The following is a 19,842-nucleotide window of genomic DNA, read 5'->3' as shown; positions in this document are numbered from 1 at the left end:
CAACAGTGGGATGCGACGCACCCGAGCTGTCGCAGACCGGGGAGTCGCGCGACTCCCGCGAGACGGGGGCCCGGTGACCCGACGCCGGGCTCCCGTCGACGCGTGCGGCCGACGATCGCTTCCCGGCGCCCGCTTCCGCGTACGGTGGTCGAGTGAGCTCTGACCTGATCCCGTCGATGCCGGCTCGGCGGGCGGCGGTCGTGTTCAACCCGAGCAAGGTCCAGGTCGCCGCCCTACGCACCGCCGTCGCCACCGAGGAGTCCGCCGGCGCCTGGGCGGAGTCGGCGTGGTTCGAGACCAGCGCGGCCGACGACGGGCGCGCCGCCGTCCTGGATGCGGCCGCATCCGAGCCAGAGCTGATCGTCGTCGCGGGCGGCGACGGAACGCTCCGAGCGGCCGCGGAGGCCCTGGCGGGCACGGGCATCCCGATCGGCCTCATCCCCTCGGGCACCGGCAACCTGTTCGCCCGCGAGCTGGGCCTGCCGCTGAACAACCTGCGCGCGGCCGTCACCGTCGCCTTCACCGGCCGCGACCGTCCGGTCGATCTGGGTCTCGCGACGCTCGAACGACCGGACGGCGCGTCGGTCGAGAGCGCGTTCCTCGTCATGGCCGGGATCGGGCTGGACGCCCAGATGGCCGCGAAGACCAATCAGGAGCTCAAGAAGCGGATCGGCTGGCTCGCGTACTCGGACCCGATCGCCCGCAGCATCCTCGGCAACCGGCAGTTCGACCTCACCTTCCGCCTGGACGACGAGCCGGAGGTATCGACCCGCGCTCACACCGTCATCGTCGGGAACTCGGGCAGCCTCACGGCTGGTCTGCTGCTGATTCCCGCCGCGACCATCGACGACGGGATGCTGGACGCCGTCATCCTGCGGCCCGGGCGCGGCGCGGGCTGGACGAACATCGGCTACCGCCTCACCTTCAACCGCCTGCTGCACCGGACCGGTTTCGGCCGGTTCGTCGGCCGCCTGACGCCCGAGCCGCGGGCGATCCGCTACGCGCAGGCCCGCAAGCTGCAGGTGCGGTTCGAGGAACCGCAGGAGATCCAGCTCGACGGCGACCCCAACGGCTCGGTGATCGCGGCGACGCTGACCGTGACGCATCATGCGCTGACCATGCGGGCGCGGGCCGAGGCACGCGGGCGATGACCAGACCGTCGGCCTCCTTCCATCGCGGACTCGCACTCCTCGTCGCCGCCACGTTCTTCATGGAGAACCTGGACGGCACGATCATCCAGACCGCCGCGCCCACGATGGCGCGCGAGTTCGGGGTCGCCCCCGCCGAGCTGAGCATCGCGATGGTCGCCTACCTGCTCGCGGTCGCCGCGGGCATCCCGGCCACCGGATGGCTCTCCGTGCGCATCGGGATCCGGCCGGTGCTGCTCACCGCGATCGTCGTCTTCACGGTCGCGTCGGTGCTCTGCGCCTTCGCGCCGACCCTGACCCTGCTGACGCTCGCCCGCGTCCTGCAGGGGATCGGCGGCGCGCTCATGGTCCCGGTCGGACGGCTGGCCGTCCTGAGCGGGACGGAACCGCGCGACCTCCTGGATGCGATCGCCTACCTCACCTGGCCCGCGCTGATCGCGCCCGTGATCGCACCCGCGCTGGGCGGCATCCTCACCGACACCGTCGGCTGGCGCTGGATCTTCCTCATCAACGTGCCCCTCGGGATCGCGGCCGTCGTCGCCGGGCTGCGCCTCATCCCGCACTCCGAGCCGCAGCGGGGAACACCGTTCGATGTGCGCGGGTACCTGGCGATCGCGTTCGCCCTCATCCTGCTGACCGCCGGGGCGGAAGCGCTCAGCGCTGACGATCCCGCCCTCGAGATCGTGGGCGCGGTGGCGATCGTCGGCTCCGCCGGTGTCGTGTGGGCGAACATCGTCGCGTCTCGACAGCGCACGGACACCCTCTTCGACTGGAGTGTGCTGCGGCGGACGACCTTCCGCGCCGGCAACCTCAGCGGCGGCGTGTACCGGATGATCATCACAGGTGCGCCGTTCTTGTTCACCCTCCTGTTCCAGCTCGCGTACGGCTGGAGCGCGACCGTCGCCGGGCTCATGGTCATCGCCGTCTTCGTCGGCAACCTCGGCATCAAGCCCTTCACGACGCCGTTGATCCGGCGGTTCGGCTTCCGCCGCATCCTCATCTGGTCGAACGGGCTCGGGATGCTGGTGCTCCTCGCCTTCGTGGCGATCGGTCCCGACGCCCCGGTTCCCGTGCTGATCCTGCTGCTGATCGTGAGCGGGGTGTTCCGCTCGGTCGGGTTCAGTGCGTACAACACGCTCCAGTTCGCCGACATCGAGCCGGAGGAGACCACGAACGCGAACACCCTGGCGTCCGCGTTGCAGCAGGTCGCGGTGGCGCTCGGCCTCGCGGTCGTTGCGGTGTTCGTGCGCGCATCGACAGCGGTGTCGGAGGGTGTGACGGGGTCGCCGCTGCCCGGCTACCACTGGGCGTTCGCGCTGGCGGCGGCGCTGCTCGTGCTTCCGCTGGTCGGGGCGTTGCGCCTCCCGCACGACGCGGGCGCCCGGGCGATCGTGCGGCGCTGACGGGCGCCACTCCGGCATTCATCGACCGGCGGACTCAATCCGAGAAGATTCTCCTGTTGGATTCGCAGAACGGATGCGGCCTAGCATCGCGATGACCACGCTTCAGCGGTGCGAAAGGAACGACAGTGCAGTTCAGATACCTGGGAAACTCCGGCTTCAAGATCTCCGAGATCACCTACGGAAACTGGTTGACCCACGGCTCGCAGGTGGAGAACGACACGGCCGCCGCCTGCGTGCGCGCCGCCCTCGACTCCGGCATCTCGACCTTCGACACGGCCGACGTCTACGCCAACACGATGGCCGAGACCGTCCTCGGCGAGGCCCTCAAGGGCGAGCGCCGCCAGTCGCTGGAGATCTTCACCAAGGTGTTCGGCCCGACCGGCCCGAAGGGGCACAACGACGTCGGTCTCTCGCGCAAGCACATCCTCGAGTCGATCGACGGGTCTCTGCAGCGCCTCCAGACGGATTACGTGGACCTCTACCAGGCGCACCGCTACGACGTCGAGACGCCGCTGGAGGAGACGATGCAGGCGTTCGCCGACGTCGTCCGCGCCGGCAAGGCCCTCTACATCGGCGTCAGCGAGTGGACGGCCGACCAGTTGCGCGCCGGCCACGCGCTGGCCAAGGAGCTGAACATCCAGCTGATCTCGAACCAGCCGGAGTACTCGGCGCTGTGGCGGGTCATCGAGGCGGAGGTCGTGCCGACCTCCAAGGAGCTCGGCATCTCGCAGGTCGTCTGGTCGCCGGTCGCGCAGGGCGTGCTGAGCGGCAAGTACCGCCCGGGTGCGCCGCTGCCCGAGGGCAGCCGCGCCACCGACGAGAAGGGCGGCGCGGGGGCGGTCAAGCGCTGGCTGACGGATGACGTGCTGACCCGCGTGCAGGAGCTCACGCCGATCGCGCAGGAGCTCGACCTCACGCCGGCGCAGCTCGCGGTCGCCTGGGTGCTGCAGAACGACAACGTGGCCACGGCGATCATCGGCGCCTCCCGCCCGGAGCAGGTCGTCGAGAACGTCAAGGCCTCCGGCGTGACGATCCCCGCCGAACTGCTCGCCCGCATCGACGAGGTGCTCGGCGGAGCGGTCGAGCGCGACCCGTCGCACACGGCGACGCGGTCGCCGAAGACCCGGGAGGCCTGAGCCGCGGGGGCGGCCGCGGCGCACGCGCTAGCGATACGCGACGCTGAGGTTCAGCCTCGTGTCACGCAGCAGCGTCGTGTCGCCGCGGCGCAACTGCGGGTTCAGGTAGAACAACTGGTCCTGGGTGATCCCGAAGCGACCCGCGACCGCCTGCGAGTTGTCGTCGCCCCAGACGGCGTAGGCGGCGGGTCGCCCGTCGTACAGGCTCACGGTTCCGCGGGCGTACGGCCGGGGTCCGGAATCCTTCACGGTGAGGCCGGGGTAGAAGTCCGGGATGGACCAGGTGATCGGCGCTGCCGCTTCGACCGTGCCGTTTATTACCAGCTCGACGCTGTTGAAGTACGACAGATTGCCACGGTCTGTCCGCCCGCTCGAATCGAACGGCAAGACCTGGTCGCCGCTGGTCGCCTCGAGCACCCCGACGGGGTCGTCGTGCGCAGGCACGGTCGGCGCTCCGGCCGTCGCCCCGAACCGGTCGACACTGAGCGCGACGGTCGCTCCCTGCGCGGTCGTGCTGAACCCGCTGAGCACGACCTGGAACCGCAGGTCAGGTGCGACGCTGACCGTCACGTCCCCGGTTGCGTGCCCGTCGACATCGCCGAGCCTGCCCGTGCCCATCACGGTCCCCGCCGGCGGAAGGTACTGGAATTCGTCGGCGAGCCCGGTGTCGGCGGTCGGAGTCGGCATCGGGGTGGGGCTCGTCACCGCGACGGGATGCGCGGTGCGCGTCGGCGCGTCCTGGGCGGCCGCGACAGTGCATCCCACCGTCAGACCGCCGAGGAGCGCAAGGGCCGCCCCGGCCGCCGGCATCCTCTGACGGATTCCCCGCCGCATCCCCCGCACCACAGTGACACGCTGTCGGATGCGCCGGGCGAACGCAATGGCCGACCCGCCCATCCGGCGACTGGCTGAGAGCATTCGCAGACGTCGATCCGAGCGGAAAGACACGGGCGAAGCGCCGCGTGGCTACGCTGTCCACGCCTGTCAGGCTCACACCACCGAGTACGCGTCCCCCGGGGCGCCATCACGAGAAGGATTTGTCGCCCATGACCGACGACACCCCGTCGTTCCCGCCCGACGGCACGTCACGCGACGCTGAGCCGACGCTGCCCCCGCACTTCCCTGGCGCGCTACCGGCGGTCCCTGCGCCCGGACGGCTGCCCTTCAGCAAGCCGGCTATCTGGGGCTTCGTCATCTCCTGCGTCAGCCTGTTCGTCTTCGGCTTCATCGGAGCCCTTGGCGCCGTCATCTCCGCACGCGGTTTCCGCGCCGCCCGGCAGGGGATCGCCCGTGGCCGCGGGCTCGCGATCGCCGGCATGATCATCGGGACGGTCGGCTTCCTCTACTATGCGGTCGTTTTCATCCTGACGCGCTTCCCGTAGCGCCCGGAGGCTCCCCTCCCCGATTTCGGTCCTTGCCAGCCAGCGGCCCGGCGAGTTGAATGTGCGCGTCGAACCGTGTGGCGGGGAACGTGCTCACCTCCCCGCTGGACGACGCAGCGCACCCCTGGGGAGGGTCGGTGACGAGAACAGACGAGACAGCACCGCGGGAGGCCGCACCCGCCGCGAAGCTGTCCATGTTGACGATGACCGGGATGGTCGTCGGGTCGATGGTCGGAGCGGGCGTGTTCTCGCTCCCGCGTCGGTTCGCCCAGGAGACCGGGGTCGCCGGCTCGTTGATCGCCTGGTCGATCGCGGGCGTCGGGATGCTGATGCTCGCGTTCGTCTTCCAGATGCTCGCCAACCGGAAACCGGAGCTCGACGCCGGCGTGTACGCGTACGCGAAAGCCGGGTTCGGCCAGTTCCTCGGCTTCTTCTCGGCGATCGGCTACTGGGCGAGCGCCGGGATGGGACTCGTCTTCTATTGGGTCTTCATCATGTCCACCATCGGCGCGGTCGCCCCGGCGCTGGGTGACGGCGACACTCTCCTCGCGATCGGGATCTCGTCGCTCGGGCTGTGGGGGTTCTTCTTCCTCATCCGCCGCGGCATCAAGGAAGCGGCGGTCATCAACCGCATCGTGACCGTGGCCAAGCTCGTTCCGATCGTCGTCTTCATCCTGCTCTGCCTGTTCGTGCTCAAACCGCAGGTGTTCGCCGAGAACTGGGGAGGGGCCGACTACGCCGGGTCGCTGTTCGATCAGGTGACCGGCACCATGCTGGTGACCGTCTTCGTCTTCCTCGGCGTGGAGGGGGCGAGCGTCTACTCCCGTCACGCGAAGCGGCGCGCCGACGTCGGCAAGGCGACGATCCTCGGGTTCCTCAGCGTCTTCGCCACCTTCGCGTCGGTGACCCTCGTGTCGTACGGCGTGCTGCCGATGGGCGAGATCGCGCAGCTGCGGCAGCCGTCGATGGCCGGCGTGCTGGCCGCCGCCGTGGGGCCGTGGGGTGCCTGGTTCGTGAGCATCGGACTCGTCGTCTCGGTGCTGGGCGCCTACCTGGCCTGGTCGCTCATGGCGGCGGAGGTGCTGTTCGTCGCCGCCAAGGATAACGACATGCCGCGCTTCCTGTCGCGCTCGAACGCGGCCGACGTGCCCGTCCCCGCCCTGCTGATGACGGCGATCTTCGTGCAGGTGATCCTGGTGATCACCTACTTCTCGCACGACGCCTTCAACCTGGCGCTCGATCTCACCAGCGCGCTGACGCTCATCCCCTTCTTCCTGGTCGCCTGCTACGCGATGAAGCTGGTCATCACGAGGGAGACGTACGGCGACGCCCCGCGCGGCTGGGGGCGCGAGACGACCATCGCCGTCCTCGCGACCCTCTACACGGCGTACCTCATCTTCGCGGCGGGCGTGACCTTCGTGCTGCTCTCGTTCATCATCTACGCGCCGGCGACGGTGCTGTTCGTCATGGCGCGCCGCGAGCAGGGGCGACGCGTCTTCACCGGTCGGGAGCTGATCATCCTGGCCGTCGCGGTCATCGGCGCGGTCACCGGCATCGTCGCCCTCGCCGCCGGCTGGATCAGCATCTGAGGTCTCATCCAAGGAGGAACGATGACGGATTCATCCCCAGCGCCCACGTACGGCGTCCATTCCGAGGTCGGCCGGCTGCGGAAGGTGCTCGTCTGCTCGCCCGGGCTCGCCCACCACCGGCTGACGCCGAGCAACGCCGACGACCTCCTCTTCGACGACGTGATGTGGGTGGACAACGCCATCCGGGATCACGCCGCATTCGTCGCCGACCTGCGCTCGAACGACGTCGACGTGGTGGAACTCCACGACCTCCTCGCCGAGACGGTCAGCGACCCGGACGCGAAGTCCTGGCTGCTCGATCGCAAGATCGTCGCAGGCGAGGTCGGTCTCGGCCTCATCGAGGGGACGCGCGCGTACCTCGACTCGCTCGCTCCCTCCGAACTCGCCCGCTACCTGATCGGCGGACTGGCCACCTCCGACCTTCCCAACGACTACCGGACGGACTACGTCGCCCTCGCCCGGGAGTCCACCGGCGTCCGCGAGTACCTGATGCCTCCCCTGCCGAACACGCTGTACACCCGCGACACCACCTGCTGGATCTACGGCGGAGTGACGCTCAACCCCCTGTACTGGCCGGCCCGTCACGACGAGACACTGCTCATGAAGGCCGTCTACGGCTTCCACCCGGACTTCCGCGACGCCACCGTCTGGTGGGGCGACCCGGAGGCGGACTGGGGCCAGGCGACCCTCGAAGGCGGCGACGTCATGCCGGTCGGCAACGGCGTCGTCCTGATCGGGATGAGCGAGCGGACGTCGCGGCACGCGATCACGCAGGCGGCCGCAGCACTCTTCGCGCAGGGCGCCGCGACCCAGGTCATCGTCGCCGGGATGCCGAAACTCCGCGCGGCCATGCACCTGGACACCGTGTTCACCTTCGCGGACCGCGACATCGTCACCCTTTACCCGAAGATCATGGATGCCGTTCACACGTTCACCCTCGTCCCGGAAGACGCCGCCCCCGGACTCCGGGTGATCGACCACGGCGACCGCGCCTTCGTGGACGTCGTCGCGGAGGCGCTCGGCCTTCCCCGGTTGCACGTCATCGAGACCGCCGGAGACAACTACGAATCGGAACGCCAGCAGTGGGACAGCGGCAACAACGCCGTCGCCCTGCGCCCGGGCGTCGTCTACGCGTACGACCGGAACACCGCCACCAACGCGCTGCTACGCGACGCGGGTGTCGAGGTCATCCCGATCGTCGGAGCGGAGCTCGGCCGGGGACGCGGCGGCGGCCACTGCATGACGTGCCCGATCATCCGCGATCCGGTGGAGTTCTGACGCGGCGCTAACGGACCACGCGGTACTGCAGGTGCGTCGCCGCCGGAGTGAGCTGCGCCCCGACGCGCTCCAGCGCGATCGCCGCGTCGAGCGGCCCGAAGAGCGGGGTGCCGCCGCCGAGGAGCATCGGCATCACGTGGAGGTGCAGCTCGTCGACGAGGCCGAAGGGGAGTGCCTGCTGCATCACGGTGGCGCCGAAGAGGTGCACGTCTTTGTCGGCCGCGACCTGCCGGGCCTGCCGGATGGCGTCGGGAACGCCGTCGGAGACGAATGTGAACACCGCGGGATACGGCCGGTCCGGTGGGTGGTGCGTGAGCACGAAGACCGGCACCTCACCCATCGGGCCGGCGTCGCCCCATCCCCCGTCGCCCTCGTTCTTCTCGAACGACGTCCGCCCCATGACGATGGCGCCGACGCTGCCGATGACGCTCTGCAGCACCGCGCGGTCCTCGTCCGAGGCCGTCGGCCGCAACCAGGCGTGCAGGCCGTCCGCTCCGTCGCCGAAGGGATTCTCGCGACTGTCGTTCGGGCCGGTGACGTAGCCGTCGAGCGAGACGGACATGTCGCAGATCGTGCGCCCCATGGTGGCCTCCTCGCCAGGTCCGACCAATCAAGCACTCGGCGTCACGACACGTCAAGACGCGGACCCGCACTCAGACGGAAGCCCCGGCGCGTGGCCGCATCGACGCCGAGGCGAACGCTCGCACCGCATCCCGCCACGGCTGCCGCGCGCGCCAGCCGAGCTCTGCGGCGATGCGGTCGGACGACGCCGTGATGTGGCGCACATCCTCGAGCCGGAACTCACCGGTCACGACGGGAGCCGGGCCCGCCATCGCCTCCGCCAGCGCCCGGGCGAACTCCCCGATCGTGCGGACCACGCCGCTGCCGACGTTGTAGGCGCGCACATCGCCGTCCGGTCGCCCGGCCAGAGCTTCGACAGCACGGATGTTCGCCTCGGCCACATCACGCGCGTCCACGAAGTCGCGGCGCTGGCGACCGTCCTCGAAGACCACCGGCGCACGGCCCTCCTCCAGCCGCGAGCGGAACAGGGAGGCGACCCCCGCGTACGGCGTGCCGATCGGCATCCGCGCGCCGAACACGTTGTGATAGCGCAGGGCGACAGCACGCCCGCCGGTCGACCGAGCCCAGGAGCGGACGAGGTGCTCCTGGGCCAGCTTGCTCAGCGCATACACGTTGCGGGGCTCCGTCGGGTGGTCTTCGCCGATCAGCACGGGCCGCAGCGCCCGCCCGGCCCGGTCCAGCGGATCGAACCGGCCGGCACGGAGGTCGTCGACCGCTCGCGCGGGCGGCTGAACCACGCGGTCCCCGTCCTGGTACAGCCCCTCGCCGTAGACGACCATCGAGGACGCCAGCACGAGCCGGGTCGTCCCCGCCTCGGCCGTCGACGCGAGCAGCCGCGCCGTGACGCCGACGTTGGAGTCGACGTAGTCCGGGGCGTCGGCGAAGTCCACGCCGAGCCCCACCTTCGCCGCCTGGTGGCACACGGCATCCACCGAGCGCAGCAGTGTCGGCGGAATCGCGCCGGCGTCGCACACGAGCAGGTCCGTGTCGCCGCGCAGGGCGAGGAACCAGTCGGGGATGTCGGCGCTCGCGTGCACGTCCGGTCGCAGGGAGTCGACGACGGTCACCCGCCAGCCGCGAGCGAGCGCGGACTCCACCACGTGCGACCCGATGAACCCCAGCCCTCCCGTCACGAGCAGGTGCGTCACCGGGCGCCTCCGACCGCCACCGGCGCCGACAGCACGCGGCGGATCGCCTCCGCGGGGATGAGGGCGCGTGGCCGGTATTCGTCGGGCACCGCGCCGATGGTCGCCGCGATCGCGGCTCGGATGCGCGGCTCCGCCTGCGCCATCCGCTCGAGCACCAGGGCGGCATCCGCCGCGTCGGCGGTCTCCCCGGCGGCGGTGCCCGCATCCGTGTCGGTGACGAACGCGATGGTGACGAGGCCCAGGCCGAGCTCCGCCGCGAGCACGGCTTCGGGATACTGCGTCATGTTCACGATGTCGGCGCCCGCCGCCCGGAACCACGCGGACTCCGCCCGTGTCGAGAAGCGCGGGCCCTGGATGACGACCGAGGTCCCCTCCGGGATCGCGTCCTCGCCGAGACTCGCGAGCGCATTCACCGCCGCCGCCCTGAGGACCGGGTCGAACGGGTCGGCCGCCGCGAGGTGCTGCACGTCATCCTGATCGAAGAACGAGTCGGGACGCCCCGCCGTCCGGTCGATCAGCTGGTCCGGGACGACGAACAGGCCGGGTCGCGCGCGGTCGGACAGCCCGCCCACCGCGGACGAGGTGACGACCGCGCGGACGCCGAGCACGGCCAGTGCCCAGATGTTCGCACGGTAGGGGATGCGGTGGGGCGCGAGCGCGTGGTCCTCGCCGTGCCGCGCCAAGAACGCGACACGGCGTCCGGCGGCCTCGCCGATGCGGACCGGTCCGGACGGCGGCCCGTACGGGGTCTCCACGACGACGGTCTCCACGTCGGCGTCGGCGTCGAACAGCCGGTAGAGGCCGGAGCCTCCGATCACGGCGATGTCGGCTTCGGTCATGATGTCTCCTCTCGGGCAGGGGCGGTCGATGCGGGCGCGCGTTCGGCGGGGTTCGAGATCTCGGTCCGGGTCGTACGCGCGGGGTTGGGGATGCGACGCTCGGCGCGAGCACGGCGCCAGCGCACCACGGTGGCCGTCGCGACCACCGCTGCGGCCGCCGCCACCACGAGCGTCCCGAGCGGATGACCCGGCACCAGGGTCCGCAGGGTCAGCGCGATCGGTACGACCAGCCACTCCCACCGCTTGCTCAGGGCGATGAACGGGATGAGCACGAGCGCGTACCAGGGGTAGCTCGGGCTCGTGATCAGCAGCACAACGCCGACGGACACCGTTTGCGCATGCCACGGCGCACGGGGATCCGACATACGCCAGGCGAGGAACAGCGCGGCCAGGATGAGCAGCGCCGCCGCACCCGTCGCCCACAGGCCCGGAAGGAACGGAGACAGCAGCGCGAACCGCGAGCCGCTGTCGTAACCCTCCTCGTCCAAGTAGCCGGGGAGGTACCCGATGACCGCCCAGCCCGTGACGGCGACGTAGGGGATGTAGCTGACGGCGAAGGTTGCCGCGGCAGCCAGCGCCGTGGTGATCGGTCGGCGGCGCGCGAGAGCCGGCGCAGCAATCGCCGGGACGAACTTGGCCGCGGCGGCCAGCCCGATCAACACCCCGGCGAGCGCCGCACGACGTCGACTCCCGTCCGGGCCGAGGCGCCGAGCCGACCAGTGGGCCGGCGAGACGGCCGATGTCGCGGCGAAGGTCGCGGCGACGATGAAGAGCACGCCGAGCGCATCCACGTGCGAGTTGGTCACGGCCTCCGAAGCGACGAACGGCGACCAGCCCCACAGGGCGGCCCAGCGGGCATCGAGGCCGCGAGCGCGCATCCCCCACATCAGCAGCACCGTCGTTCCGAGGCTGAGCAGCAACCCGCCCACCTGAAGCGGCGCGTACTTGGCGCCGACCGGTACCACCGAGCGCACAGCCGCGAAGTACGCCTCCGCCGCGGGCGGGTAGATCGTCGGCACCTGCGGCCGGTTGAGCGCGGTGCAGAGCACGTCGCCGTCCGGCACCGACGTCGTCTGCTGGATGCGGAGCCCCTCGCAGTGCAGCGCGCCGTCCGTTCCCCGCACAGGCTCAGGGAACAGCCACGCGACGCGGTACCGGTCGAGCGCATCGGCGGCCGGCACATGCGCGTAGGGGGAGAGCCCCGCATCCTGCACGATGCCGTCCCAGGCGTAGCGTGCGGAGTCGGTGCTGAGGTTGGGCGGCCCGGCCAGCGCCGCGCAGCCGAGCGCCGCCGACCCGGCGAGCACGAGCACGAGCGCCGCGCGTCCCCGGATGCGGAGGAGCACGAGGAACGCCGCCGCCGCAAGCAGCCAAGCCGCCCCCGCCGCCACACCCAACGCGACCTTCGCCCCGGGCGCGAACCCGCCGAGGGTCGCCGTCGACAGCGCGGTGACGGCCGCCAGGGCAGCGAGCAGCACGGAGACGATGGCGATCTTCACGTTGTCGAGTGTGACCGGCCCGGCGGTGCCGCACAGCGCGATCGGGCGTCCCGTTCGGGGATCGTAATATTTGCCGGGCGTGCGGCCTCGGGCCTCCGATCAGAATCGGACCATGTCCGTCACCGAACGTGTCTCGAGCGCCCTCGCCGAGCGGATGGCCGGCGCCCGCGGCGTGCTCGCCGCACCCGCCCGCAGCGCGCGGACGACGGTCGTGATCGGCCGCCTCCTCGCCACCGCGTTCCTGGTCTGCTTCCTCACCGGCCTCTACAGCCACCTGCTGCAGGAGCCCCTGCCGGGGATGCGGTTCCCGACCTGGCCGGGCGTCTACGCCTTCACCCAGGGCCTTCACGTCTCCGTCGGCATCGCGATCTTCCCGCTCCTGCTCGGCAAGCTGTGGACCGTCTACCCGCGGTTGTTCCTGTGGCCGCCGGCGCGGTCGGCGCGGGAGCTGCTGGAGCGCGCATCCATCGCGCTGCTGGTCTCGAGCGCCCTGCTCGAGCCGGCGATCGGGCTGGTCAACACGTACCAGTGGTACCCGTGGCCGTTCCCGTTCCGGCAGACGCATTACGCCCTGGCCTGGGTGATCGTCGGTTCGCTGGCGATCCATATCGGCGTGAAGCTGCCGACGATCGTCCGCTTCTGGCGCCGCCGCAGCACAGCGACCGACCGGAGCGTCACCGATGACTGAGCCGCAGATGGTCACGCGCCGCGCGCTTCTCGGCACGATCGCCGCCACCGGCATCGCGGCGGTCGGCCTCACCGCCGGTCAGTCGTTCGGATGGCTGGCGCCGCTGAACGCCTTCGCACCGCGCGTCCAGGGTTACGGCCCGCAGCAGGTGCCCGTGAACACCACGGCGAAGGCAGCGGGAGTGGTGGATGCGGCCCAAGCCGCGGACTGGACCCTGACCGTCCGTCACGGCGACCGCACCGAGGTGCTCGACCGCGCCCGGCTCAGCGGCCTCCCGCAGGCGCGCGCCACCCTGCCGATCGCCTGCGTCGAGGGCTGGAGCACGACGGCGCAGTGGGAGGGGGTGCGGATGCGCGACCTGCTCGCGCTTGTCGGCGCGCCCGCCGCGTCCACCGTCCTGGTCACCAGCCTGCAACCGCGCGGCGCCTACCGCATGACGACGATGGGGCCCGAGTTCGCCGAGGACCCGAGCACGCTCGTGGCCCTGTCGCTGAACGGGCGGACCCTCGATCTCGACCACGGCTACCCGGCGCGGGTGATCGCGCCGGGCCGTCCTGGCGTCCTGCAGACCAAATGGCTGAGTTCGATCGAGGCGATGCCGGGATGATGCGGACGCGGGTGGCCATCGGCGCGCTGGGAGCGGCCCTGATCAGTGTCGGCGGGGTGTTCCTCGTCCTGGATCTGCAGCCCGTCCAGATCGCCGGACTGGTGCTGTGGCTCGCCGCCGTCGTGGTGCTGCACGACGCGGTGCTGGTTCCGGTCGTCACGGTGGTCGATCTCCTGCTTCGGCGCGCGTCCCGCCGTCTGCCGACGGCCGTGGTGGCGGTCGTCGAGGCCGGCTTCGCGGTCGGCGCCCTGCTCACCGCGATGGTCGTGCCCGAACTGATCGCCCAGGCTCGAGGGCCGCGTAACGCGACCGTGCTGCCCGGCGACTACGGCCTCCGGCTCGCCGTGCTGTGGATCGCGATCGTGCTCGTCGTCGTCATCGCCTCGGGCGTCATCGTGCGGCGAGCACGAAGGTCCGGCCGCCGCTCCTGACGGTCGCGGTCTGCATGTCGAGCCGGTCGAGCAGGCGGGTGGCGGCTCGCTCCCCCACCTCGGCCCACGGGAACCACCCGCTTCGGGCGCCGACGGGATGCACGAGCTGCGCCGCGAAGCGCGCGCTGCGGTCCCCGTCCGCGTGGGTCTCCACGAGCATCCGCCCGCCGGGGCGCAGCAGCTCGGAAGCGCGGGCAAGCAGAGCGGCGGGGTCCCCTCCGATGCCGATGTTCCCGTCCAGGAGCAGGACCGCTCCCCAGGTCCCCTCCGCCGGGAGCGTCTCGAAGACGGATCGGCGCAGCACCGGCAGCCCCCTGGCCCGTGCGTGCCCGACCGCCACCGCCGAGATGTCGACCCCCAGCGCGAGTCTGCCCGACTCGATGGCCGCCCGGACCATCCGGGCGGGCCCGCATCCGACGTCGAGTACGGGCCCGGACGTGAGGGCGAGCACTCGGCGTTCCGCTGCGGTCGCGGGCGCGAGGTAGGCGGAGACGTCCAGGGGTGCCGCGTCATCGTCGGCACCGTCGCTGACGACGGTCAGGAATCCGCCGCCCGCACGGAGGGCGAGATCGTAGGGTTCGGCGCCGCCCCCGCCGAAGTCGGCCGGAGTCTCCCAGGCCGACGGGAGCTCGGTCGCCGGTTCCAGGGCCGCGCTCACGCATTCACCCCGCTCGGGCGCAGAGCAGTCAGCACCCGCGCGACCGCCGGCGACCGTCGTGCGGCGATCGGCACGTCCGCCGCGGTGTCGATGTCGGTGAGCGGTGGCAGCAGCCGGACGCGCAACCCGGCGGCGCGCAGCCGCTCGAACTGGTGGGCTCCCGTCCGGTCCGTCGACATCGGCACGCCGCGGATCAGAACGCCGTCCGGCCTCCGCATCGCCAGAGCCCAGAAGCCGCCGTCGGTCGCCGGGCCGAACCAGGCATCGACCTCGGGGTCGTCGGCGAACACCCCGCCGAGGATCGCCGGCTCGACGTGCGGCGTGTCCATCCCGAGCAGCAGTAGCGGTTCGTCGATCGTGTCGAACAGCGCGGCGATGCGCTCGTCGAGCCCGCCGCCGGACTGCGGGATCACCTCCCACCCGGCAGCCCCCGGCGGCAGGGCGTCGCCGTCGAAGTACAGGATGCGGCGAGCGGCCGGCAGCCCCGCGGCGACCTCGAGGGTGTCGGCCAGGGCAGCGGCGGCGATGGACGCCGCCTCCTCAGCCGAGAATTCGGGCTGCAGCCGGGTCTTCACCCTGCCCGGCACGCATTCTTTCGCGATAACGGCGACGGCGGTCATCGCGCCGACTCCGCCAGCTGCCGACGCACATCCCGCACCGCCGTCAGGTAGCCGCGGACCGAGCCGGTCACCTTGGATCTCCCGACGCGTGGGAGGTAGTCCACGGTGACCTGCTGAAGACGCCATCCCTGCCGGTGCGCGCGCAGCACCAGTTCCACCGGGTAGCCGCTGCGCCGATCCGTGACGCCCAGTTCCAGCAGGGGCACCCGGTAAGCCGCCCGCACAGGGCCGAGATCGTAGAGGGGAACGCCGGTGCGCGAGCGGATCAGCCGTGCGAGCACCCGGTTCGCGACGCGGGCGGCGAACGGCCAGGCCGAGCGGCTCGTCGCCCGCCGGTGCCCGATCGTCAGATCGGCCGCACCGGAGTCGACCGGCCGGACCACAGCGTCGAACTGACGAGGGTCGATGGTTCCGTCGCCGTCGCACACCACCACCAGTTCGGAGGTGGCCGCTTCGAGGCCGGCCTTCACCGCGGCGCCGTAGCCGCGCCGCGGCTCGTCCACGACGCGCGCTCCGCCCCGGCGCGCGACCTCGGCGGTGGCATCCGTCGACCCGTTGTCGACCACGATGGCGCGGTAGCGCGGAGGCAGCGCCGCCAGCAGGGCCGGCAGGGCCTCCTCCTCGTTCAGGCACGGGAACACGACGTCGATGGGTTCGATCACGATTCGACGCTATGCAGCGCCGCCTCCGCCCGGCCGGTCAGAATCTTACGAAACACGGACGGTCAGGCCGGTGTCCCCGTGACCCGTCCCGACCCGCAGCCCACCGACCTATGCTGAGCGCATGACCACCCCGCTGTCGGAAGCCGCGGCGCGCGACCTGCGCGACCGCCGCGTGCTCGTGGTGGAGGACGACCCCACCGTGCGGGAGGTCGCCAGCGGCTATCTCCGCTCCGCGGGCCTCATCGTCGACGAGGCCGTCGACGGCTTCCGCGCGCTCGACCTCGCCGAGCGCACGCCGCCGGATCTGGTGGTGCTCGACCGCATGCTGCCCGGAATCGACGGGCTCGAGGTCGCTCGTCGACTTCGCAGCCGACGGCCTGTGCCGATCATCCTCCTCACCGCCCTGGGCTCCACCGACGACCGCATCCAGGGTTTGGAGGCCGGGGCCGACGACTACCTCGCCAAGCCCTTCTCGCCGCGCGAGCTGGTGCTGCGCGCGCAGTCCATCCTCCGCCGGAGCGTCGGGGCGCTCACCCCGGAGGCGCCGTTCCGCCTCGGCGACTTCTCCATCGATCCGTCGAACCGTACGGTCGCCAAGGCGGAGAACGAGCTCACCCTGACCGCCCGGGAGTTCGACCTCCTCGCGTTCTTCCTCAAGCATCCGAATCAGGTGTTCAGCCGGGAGCAGCTGCTCAAAGAGGTGTGGCGCTGGGACTTCGGCGACCTCTCGACGGTCACCGTCCATGTGCGCCGGCTGCGCGAGAAGATCGAGGACGACCCCACCAAGCCGCGTCACCTGACCACCGTCTGGGCGGTGGGCTACCGGATGAGCGTCTGAGGGTGTCCGGATGATCGCCCTCGGAGACCTCGCCGTGATCGTCGGCACCAGCCTCATCGTTGCCGTCGTGATCTCCGCCATCGCCGTGATGGTGCTGCATCTGCTGCGCCGCGCCTCCATCCTGATCCGGCTCGGCGTCGTCGTGCTCGCGGCGGTCGCGTCGATCGTCGGCGGCACGGTCGCCATCGCCCGGGCGATGTACATCTCGTCGCACGACTTCGTCGTTCTCGCCTGGGTCATCGGCGTGGCCGCGGTGGCGAGCCTGGGTGTAGCCGCTGTGCTCGGGATGGGGCTGGTGCGCACCAGCCGCACGCTCCGCGTCGCCGCGCGGGCGGTCGGCGACGGCCAGGTGGTGCCCGCGGAACGGCAGGACAGCAGCGAGTTCAGCGCCCTCTCGCGCGAACTCGCCGACGTCTCCCGACGCCTCGCGGAGTCACGCGAAGAGGTGCGGATGCTCGACGAATCCCGGCGAGAACTCGTCGCCCGGATCTCGCACGACCTGCGTACGCCCCTCGCCGCGATGCAGGCCATGGCGGAGGCGCTCGAGGACGGCATCGCCGCCGATCCGGAGCGGTACTACCGCCAGCTCCGTAGTCAGACCGACACGCTCAGTCACATGGTCGACGACCTGTTCGAGCTGTCCAAGATCCAGTCCGGAGCCCTGCGGCTGGACCTCGGACCGCTGTCGATGTACGACCTCGTCAGCGACGCCGTCGCCGACCTCGCTCCCCTCGCGGCGACCCGGTCGGTGTCGTTGAACGAATCGCAGGACGGCGACCTCACCGTGTGGGGAGATGCGCGGGAGCTCTCGCGTGTCATCCACAACCTGCTCGTGAACGCCATCGAGCACTCGCCCGCCGGTTCGGCCATCCACGTGTCGGTCCGGGAGGGAGCGCATTCGTCCGTCGTCCTCAGCGTCGTGGATGAGGGCGGCGGCATCCCTGAGGAGCACCTGCCGAAGGTCTTCGACGCCGGCTGGCGCGGCAGCGCGGCGCGATCGCCCCGCAGCGGAGTCGTGTCCGGCGGGGCCGGGCTCGGCCTGGCGATCGTGCACGGCATCGTCACCGCGCACGACGGGGATGTCTCCGTGCGGAACACGGTCGGCGGCTGCCGTTTCGACGTCCGGCTACCACGTTTCCAGCCCCGCATGGCCGGAAGCTGAGCGCTTTCACAGGGGGACAAATGACCCCCGTTTTGGTGTCCGCGCTATGGAGGACATCGGAGTAGTTTTGGGCTACCGGTGAACCCGAATCACCGGCCGCGAACGCACGAGGCTCCCAACCCGACAACCCGGTGGCCCACGCGAGCGCCTTCATAACGCGTCCCGAAACCGTGTGTGACCCGACATCACGCCGGCCCGTTCGAGGCGCCGTAACGGAAAGTACCCGAACTTCCATGTTGCGCAATATCAGCTCCACCGTTCCCAGCCGCCTTCTCACACGCCTGACCACGCTCACCAGCGGGCAGTGGATCGCCGTCACCTCGCGCCCGGTCCCGAACCGCGCGGACAGCGTGACGGTCGACTCGCCGCTCGAGGAGACGATCTCGGCGATCTTCACCGCGCTGCCGGTCAGCGACGCCACCGACACTCCGCTGGTCGGTTGGCTCGGCGACCCGGCCAATGATGCCGGGCTCGACGCCTTCTTCACCGTCCAGGGGCTCGCCCGCGACATCGAGCGCCGCCCGCTCGAGATGGGTCGCCTGCAGGACCTGCCGGACGACCCGTGGCAGAACGTCGCCGCCGTCGTCACGGTCCCTGCAGCGACGGAGTTCGTCTTCTTCGTCTGCGTCGGCCACGGCGAGCAGACCCCGGTGACGCTCTTCGGCGCACGTCAGCACCTGGCCGCCTGACCCGGTCGTGACGGAGCGCTTGACTTCAAGCGCTTGAGGTCTGTTCTGATGGGGACATGACCACGTTGACCATCCAGGACGTCTCCCGTCAGAGCGGGCTGAGCGAGCCGACCCTTCGGTACTACGAAGAGGTCGGCCTGCTCGGCCCGATCGCGCGCGACGAGCGCAGTGGACACCGGCGGTACGCCGAGGGCGACCTCGACGCCGCCCAGGTGCTCGCCTGCCTGCGCGCCATGGGCGTCGGGATCGAGGATATGCGCACGTACCAGGCGAACCGCCGGCGCGGACGCGAGGCGGCGGCCGAGCAGCGCGACATCCTGCTTCGGCACGCCGACCGCGTCGAGGAGCAGATCGCGACGCTCCGCGTGCACCTCGACTACCTGAGGGTGAAGGCCGCCCTGTGGGATGCGCGGGATCAGGCGGACTCCGCTGCCGAGGCTCAGGCGTACGCCGAGCTCGAATCCATCCTTCCCCGACTCGAGGAGACCTTCCGATGACATCCCCCGCTCCGACCATCCTCGTCACCGGCGGCACCGGCTACCTCGCCACACGGCTGCTGGCCGACCTGCTCGCATCCGGCGCCGCCGTCCGCACCACCGTCCGCTCGCTCGACCGCGCGGACGAGGTCCGCGACGCCGTCCGCCGTGCGGGAGTGGACGACGGTGCCCTCTCGTTCGTCGCCGCCTCGCTCACCGAGGACGACGGCTGGGCCGACGCTCTCGCCGGTATCGAGGAGGTGCACCACACGGCGTCGCCGATGATCCAGTCCTCCGTGCCCGACGAGGTCGTCGTCCCCGCCCGTGATGGCGCGTTGCGCGTGCTGCGCGCCGCGCGGGACGCCGGCGCGCGCCGCGTCGTGCTCACCTCATCGTTCGCCGCCGTCGGGTACTCGCCGAAGCCGGTCCGCGACTACGACGAGAGCGACTGGACCGACCCCTCCACCGCCGGCCTCCCCGCCTACCCGCTGTCGAAGACGGTCGCCGAACGCGCCGCCTGGGACTTCGTCGAGCGGGAGGGCCGCGACCTCGAGCTGGTCGCCGTCAATCCGACGTGGATCGCCGGCCCGACCCTGACCTCCTCCGCGCGGTCGTCGCTCGCCTTCTTCACCGGGATGCTCGACGGCACGATCACGGTGGTTCCGCGGCAGCGCTTCGGGATGGCGGATGTGCGGGACGTCTCGGCGGCCCACCTCGCCGCCATGTCCACCCCGGGCGCCGCGGGCAACCGCTACCTGGTGCTGGCGGATGGACCGACGATGACCTTCCTCGACGTCGCGAACGTGCTGCGGGAGCGTCTCGGCGACCTCGCCGCCCAGGCGCCCACCGAGGAGCAGCCCGGCGACGAGCCCGCACCTCTCGTCATCCACAATGAGCGCGCCAAGCGGGAGCTTGGCCTCCGGCCACGCCCCGCCGTCGAGACGATCGTCGAGACGGCCGAGAGCCTGCGCGATCTCGGGCTGCTGGCCGATCGGCAGCGGGGCTGA

Annotated in this window: 22 protein-coding genes; 14 read left to right on the top strand and 8 right to left on the bottom strand. The window is 71.2% G+C overall.

Going from position 1 to position 19,842, the window contains the following annotated elements:
* The first annotated feature begins 152 nt into the window (after positions 1–152).
* From H284_RS0112035 to H284_RS0112025, 3 genes are all read left to right on the top strand, one after another.
* A complete protein-coding gene (locus H284_RS0112035) occupies positions 153–1,151 on the top strand; it encodes a diacylglycerol/lipid kinase family protein (RefSeq protein WP_231371195.1) in 999 nt (332 codons plus the stop codon).
* Positions 1,148–2,551, top strand: a complete 1,404-nt coding sequence (locus tag H284_RS0112030) for an MFS transporter (protein ID WP_020076427.1) — start codon at positions 1,148–1,150, stop codon at positions 2,549–2,551. Before H284_RS0112035 ends, H284_RS0112030 begins: the two co-directional genes overlap by 4 nt.
* 125 nt (positions 2,552–2,676) lie before the next feature.
* Entirely contained in the window at positions 2,677–3,687 is a 1,011-nt protein-coding gene (locus H284_RS0112025; protein WP_018192559.1) for an aldo/keto reductase family protein, read from the top strand.
* A gap of 27 nt (positions 3,688–3,714) precedes the next feature.
* On the opposite strand, the gene H284_RS0112020 is transcribed toward H284_RS0112025, so the two are convergent.
* Positions 3,715–4,497 (bottom strand): hypothetical protein, encoded by a 783-nt coding sequence (locus H284_RS0112020; protein WP_020076426.1) that lies wholly within the window; start codon positions 4,495–4,497, stop codon positions 3,715–3,717.
* Positions 4,498–4,733: 236 nt separating this feature from the next.
* Between H284_RS0112020 and H284_RS0112015 the strand changes: the two genes are divergently transcribed.
* The 3 genes from H284_RS0112015 (at position 4,734) to H284_RS0112005 (ending at position 7,936) form a co-directional block, all read left to right on the top strand.
* Positions 4,734–5,069 carry a DUF4190 domain-containing protein gene (locus H284_RS0112015; protein WP_020076425.1) on the top strand — a complete coding sequence of 112 codons (336 nt, stop codon included), beginning with the start codon at positions 4,734–4,736 and terminating at the stop codon, positions 5,067–5,069.
* A 137-nt stretch (positions 5,070–5,206) separates the two neighbouring features.
* Positions 5,207–6,658 carry a basic amino acid/polyamine antiporter gene (locus tag H284_RS0112010; protein ID WP_029042920.1) on the top strand — a complete coding sequence of 484 codons (1,452 nt, stop codon included), beginning with the start codon at positions 5,207–5,209 and terminating at the stop codon, positions 6,656–6,658.
* A 21-nt stretch (positions 6,659–6,679) separates the two neighbouring features.
* On the top strand, positions 6,680–7,936 hold the full coding sequence (locus tag H284_RS0112005) for an arginine deiminase (RefSeq protein WP_020076423.1): 1,257 nt from the start codon (positions 6,680–6,682) through the stop codon (positions 7,934–7,936).
* Between the two features lie 7 nt (positions 7,937–7,943).
* On the opposite strand, the gene H284_RS0112000 is transcribed toward H284_RS0112005, so the two are convergent.
* The 4 genes from H284_RS0112000 to H284_RS0111985 form a co-directional block, all read right to left on the bottom strand.
* Positions 7,944–8,519, bottom strand: coding sequence for a dihydrofolate reductase family protein (locus H284_RS0112000; RefSeq protein ID WP_020076422.1), 576 nt, complete (start codon positions 8,517–8,519; stop codon positions 7,944–7,946).
* A 70-nt stretch (positions 8,520–8,589) separates the two neighbouring features.
* On the bottom strand, positions 8,590–9,666 hold the full coding sequence (locus H284_RS0111995; RefSeq protein WP_020076421.1) for an NAD-dependent epimerase/dehydratase family protein: 1,077 nt from the start codon (positions 9,664–9,666) through the stop codon (positions 8,590–8,592).
* Positions 9,663–10,505 carry an MTAP family purine nucleoside phosphorylase gene (locus H284_RS0111990; protein WP_020076420.1) on the bottom strand — a complete coding sequence of 281 codons (843 nt, stop codon included), beginning with the start codon at positions 10,503–10,505 and terminating at the stop codon, positions 9,663–9,665. The genes H284_RS0111995 and H284_RS0111990 overlap by 4 nt, the downstream gene beginning before the upstream one ends.
* Positions 10,502–12,004 (bottom strand): glycosyltransferase 87 family protein, encoded by a 1,503-nt coding sequence (locus H284_RS0111985; protein WP_020076419.1) that lies wholly within the window; start codon positions 12,002–12,004, stop codon positions 10,502–10,504. Before H284_RS0111985 ends, H284_RS0111990 begins: the two co-directional genes overlap by 4 nt.
* A gap of 112 nt (positions 12,005–12,116) precedes the next feature.
* Between H284_RS0111985 and H284_RS21200 the strand changes: the two genes are divergently transcribed.
* Genes H284_RS21200 through H284_RS0111970 form a run of 3 tightly spaced genes read left to right on the top strand, consistent with a single transcriptional unit; the run spans position 12,117 to position 13,730 of the window.
* Positions 12,117–12,692: a hypothetical protein gene (locus H284_RS21200; protein WP_231371194.1), complete on the top strand. Its 576-nt coding sequence runs from the start codon at positions 12,117–12,119 to the stop codon at positions 12,690–12,692.
* Complete coding sequence (locus tag H284_RS21195; protein WP_231371192.1) at positions 12,685–13,299, top strand: molybdopterin-dependent oxidoreductase; 615 nt, start codon at positions 12,685–12,687, stop codon at positions 13,297–13,299. The genes H284_RS21200 and H284_RS21195 overlap by 8 nt, the downstream gene beginning before the upstream one ends.
* The gene (locus H284_RS0111970; protein ID WP_020076418.1) at positions 13,296–13,730 is read left to right on the top strand and encodes a hypothetical protein; all 435 of its coding nucleotides are present in this window, start codon (positions 13,296–13,298) and stop codon (positions 13,728–13,730) included. The genes H284_RS21195 and H284_RS0111970 overlap by 4 nt, the downstream gene beginning before the upstream one ends.
* Here H284_RS0111970 and H284_RS0111965 read toward each other — a convergent pair.
* Genes H284_RS0111965 through H284_RS0111955 form a run of 3 tightly spaced genes read right to left on the bottom strand, consistent with a single transcriptional unit; the run spans position 13,690 to position 15,670 of the window.
* Positions 13,690–14,388 (bottom strand): methyltransferase domain-containing protein, encoded by a 699-nt coding sequence (locus tag H284_RS0111965; RefSeq protein ID WP_020076417.1) that lies wholly within the window; start codon positions 14,386–14,388, stop codon positions 13,690–13,692. The two genes, H284_RS0111970 and H284_RS0111965, sit on opposite strands and share 41 nt — an antisense overlap.
* Positions 14,385–14,963, bottom strand: a complete 579-nt coding sequence (locus H284_RS20185) for a TIGR04282 family arsenosugar biosynthesis glycosyltransferase (protein WP_020076416.1) — start codon at positions 14,961–14,963, stop codon at positions 14,385–14,387. Before H284_RS20185 ends, H284_RS0111965 begins: the two co-directional genes overlap by 4 nt.
* A gap of 41 nt (positions 14,964–15,004) precedes the next feature.
* The gene (locus H284_RS0111955; RefSeq protein WP_020076415.1) at positions 15,005–15,670 is read right to left on the bottom strand and encodes a glycosyltransferase family 2 protein; all 666 of its coding nucleotides are present in this window, start codon (positions 15,668–15,670) and stop codon (positions 15,005–15,007) included.
* A gap of 121 nt (positions 15,671–15,791) precedes the next feature.
* Between H284_RS0111955 and H284_RS0111950 the strand changes: the two genes are divergently transcribed.
* The 5 genes from H284_RS0111950 (at position 15,792) to H284_RS0111930 (ending at position 19,842) form a co-directional block, all read left to right on the top strand.
* On the top strand, positions 15,792–16,508 hold the full coding sequence (locus tag H284_RS0111950) for a response regulator transcription factor (RefSeq protein WP_020076414.1): 717 nt from the start codon (positions 15,792–15,794) through the stop codon (positions 16,506–16,508).
* 10 nt (positions 16,509–16,518) lie between these two features.
* Positions 16,519–17,670 (top strand): sensor histidine kinase, encoded by a 1,152-nt coding sequence (locus H284_RS0111945; RefSeq protein ID WP_020076413.1) that lies wholly within the window; start codon positions 16,519–16,521, stop codon positions 17,668–17,670.
* A 233-nt stretch (positions 17,671–17,903) separates the two neighbouring features.
* A complete protein-coding gene (locus tag H284_RS0111940) occupies positions 17,904–18,359 on the top strand; it encodes a hypothetical protein (protein WP_020076412.1) in 456 nt (151 codons plus the stop codon).
* Positions 18,360–18,415: 56 nt separating this feature from the next.
* On the top strand, positions 18,416–18,856 hold the full coding sequence (locus H284_RS0111935; protein ID WP_020076411.1) for a MerR family transcriptional regulator: 441 nt from the start codon (positions 18,416–18,418) through the stop codon (positions 18,854–18,856).
* Entirely contained in the window at positions 18,853–19,842 is a 990-nt protein-coding gene (locus tag H284_RS0111930; RefSeq protein WP_020076410.1) for an NAD-dependent epimerase/dehydratase family protein, read from the top strand. The genes H284_RS0111935 and H284_RS0111930 overlap by 4 nt, the downstream gene beginning before the upstream one ends.

The sequence above is a fragment of the Cryocola sp. 340MFSha3.1 genome, from assembly GCF_000383315.1.
GTDB lineage: Bacteria > Actinomycetota > Actinomycetes > Actinomycetales > Microbacteriaceae > Leifsonia.
This window is presented reverse-complemented; position numbering and strand designations above follow the sequence as displayed.